Origin of the sequence: Tepidimonas sp., assembly GCF_036824975.1 — a bacterium.
Lineage (GTDB): Bacteria > Pseudomonadota > Gammaproteobacteria > Burkholderiales > Burkholderiaceae_C > Tepidimonas.
Genome location: NZ_DAISZC010000121.1, coordinates 1 through 2,511 on the forward strand (window position 1 = coordinate 1; position 2,511 = coordinate 2,511).

Here is a 2,511-nt window from a genome sequence, read left to right on the forward strand (position 1 = left end):
CCATCTTTCGTCTGCCCGTGCAGCGTCCGGTCTGGGGGACGCGTCCGCGCTGTCCAAGGTTTCGGGCGCTCTGCGCGCACCGCGCGGCGTGGAGTGGCTGCCCTTTACGGTGCGCGTGGCGCAAGGCGAGCACGATTTGCGACGTGCCGCCGAACTGCGCCACGCGGCCTACAGCCGCCATCTGCCGCCTGAGCTGACCCAGGGGTTGCGTGAGCCCGATGCCGTCGACCGCGAACCCGGGGTGGCGGTGCTGCTGGCGGAATCGAAGGTGGACGGCTCCCTGATGGGCACGCTGCGCGTGCAGACCAACGCCCACCGTCCGCTGGTGCTGGAACAGTCGTTCACGCTGCCGTCGGCGATGGCCCAGGCCCGCTGTGCCGAGGTGACGCGTCTGGCCGTTGCGCGGGCCGAGTGCAGCCGTTTTGTCAAGACCGTCATGCTCAAGGCGGCCTATTACTGGTGCGAGCGCGCGGGGGTGCGCTACGTGCTGGTGACGGCGCGTGCACCGCTGGACCGTCAGTACGCGCGGTTGATGTTCCAGGACGTCAACCCGGAGCTGGGTTTCGTCCCCCTGCCCCATGTGTTCAACCTGCCGCACCGCATCATGTACTGTGATCTGGTGGCCGCATGCGTCGAGGGGACCCAGCATCCGCTGTACGCATTCTGGTTCCAGACCGATCACCCCGACATCGATTTGGACTAAGGCGCTCCAGGGGGGGGCGTCGCCGCCGCGGGTGTCGGTTGCGCAGCGCCCAGCACCCAGTCCACTGCGGCCAGTTCGTCGTCGGGCGGCAGCGTGTTGAGGTAATTGCTGATACGCTCGTCGCTGATGAAATCGGCGCCGGAGCGTGCGGCCAGAATGCGGTCGCCGGTCACCGGGCGCGAGACTGCCCAGCCCTGCACGAAGTCGACGCCGATTTCGGCCAATGTCTCCACGGTCTCGAAATCCTCGGCCCACTCGGCAATGGTCTTCATACCGAGATTCTGCGCCAGGCTGACGATGGCTTCGACGATGGCGACGTTGGCTGGATGCCGGTTCATGTTGACGATGAAGCTGCCGTCGATCTTGAGGATGTCGGCCGGCAGATCCTTCAGGTACGAGAACGAGGTGTAGCCCGCGCCGAAGTCGTCGAGCGCGACCTTGGCACCCAGCGCGCGCAGTCGGTCGATGAAGCGGCGCGTGTTGCCAATGTCGTGCAGCGCCACGCTTTCGGTAACCTCAAAGCACAACCGGTGGGCGACATCGCGGTGGCGCTCCAGCATCTCGACCATGTCGTGGACGAAGCGCTCGTCGTTGAGGGAGGCGCCACTGAGGTTGAGGCAGACGAACTGGTTGGCCGGCAGCTGCTGGCGATGCTGCGACAGCCACCCCAGGATTGCCGCCACCACCCAACGGTCGATGGCGCTCATGCGGCCGGCGTTTTCGCCGGCGCGAATCAGACGCTCGGTCGGCACACGGCTGCCGTTGGCATCCTGCATGCGCAGCAGCACCTCGAAATTGAGCGATTGCCCGGGATGACGCAGCGACACGATGGGCTGCATTTCCAGGAACAGTCCTTCGATGTCCTGTCCGCCAGCCAGCCGCTCCACCAGCTGCATCTCGGCTTCGTGCTCGCGGAAGGCCTGCGAGCCGTGCTCGTACACCACCAACCCCGTGGTGCGGCCGCGTTTGGCTTCGCGGCAGGCCCGGTCGGCGGTGGCGACGACGTCCTTGGCCGTCATGCCCGCCGTCACCTCGATCAGTCCGATCGAGCCTCGCACCTGGAAGGCGCGATCTCCCACCTGATAAGGCTCGTGGACCAGCCGGGTCAGGATGTCGCGGCACACTGCCTCGGCGCGGTGCAGCGGCGTGTCGAGCATGACGAGCAAAAACTCATCCCCCCCGACGCGCCCGAGGTACATGTGCGATGCCAGTGGCCGCTGGACACGTTCACAGACTTGCTGCAACACAGTATCGCCAGCCACATGGCCATAGAGGTCGTTGATGAGCTTGAAGCGGTCCAAATCCAGATAGGCTACCGCCAGCGGTTTGCCGCGGCGCAGCCGCTGCAGACCACGGCTGAGGCACGCTTCGACACCGCGGCGGTTGAGTGCCTTGGTCAGCGGGTCGTGGTCGGCCAGAAACTGCAGGTGTTCGTGGGCACGCACCTTGTCGGTGATGTCCTGCAGCGTGCCCTCGATCTTGTCCCCCGCGCGCGCCGCACGGACCAGGAAGCGCCGCCCGATGCCGTCTTCCTGGGACAAGCCGGTCTCGAATTCGACCGCTCCTCCCGCGCCACTAGAGGCGCTCAGCTGTGCCCAGTCGTAGCGCGGAAACAGCATGTCCCAGTGGTCACGCTCGGGCTCCACCGGGCGGCCCAGAATCGTCTGCAGGGCCGGGTTGGTGCTTAGGAAGCGGCCCTGCGGGTCGAGCGTGAACAGGCCGATCGGCAGGAAGTCGAACGTGTGCTGCAGCTCGGCCTGCAGGGCCAGCCGCTGCAGATGTTCTTGCCGGAACTGCTCGGCGATGGC

At 66.3% G+C, this 2,511-nt stretch carries 2 protein-coding genes; one reads left to right on the plus strand and one right to left on the minus strand.

The window, feature by feature from the left end; translation table 11 throughout:
* On the plus strand, window positions 1-703 hold a 703-nt coding region (locus tag V7Z54_RS09785), incomplete at its 5' end, for an N-acyl amino acid synthase FeeM domain-containing protein (protein WP_334136218.1).
* On the opposite strand, the gene V7Z54_RS09790 is transcribed toward V7Z54_RS09785, so the two are convergent.
* Window positions 700-2,511 (minus strand): putative bifunctional diguanylate cyclase/phosphodiesterase (locus V7Z54_RS09790; RefSeq protein WP_334136219.1); only part of this gene is annotated, 1,812 nt, incomplete at its 5' end. The two genes, V7Z54_RS09785 and V7Z54_RS09790, sit on opposite strands and share 4 nt — an antisense overlap.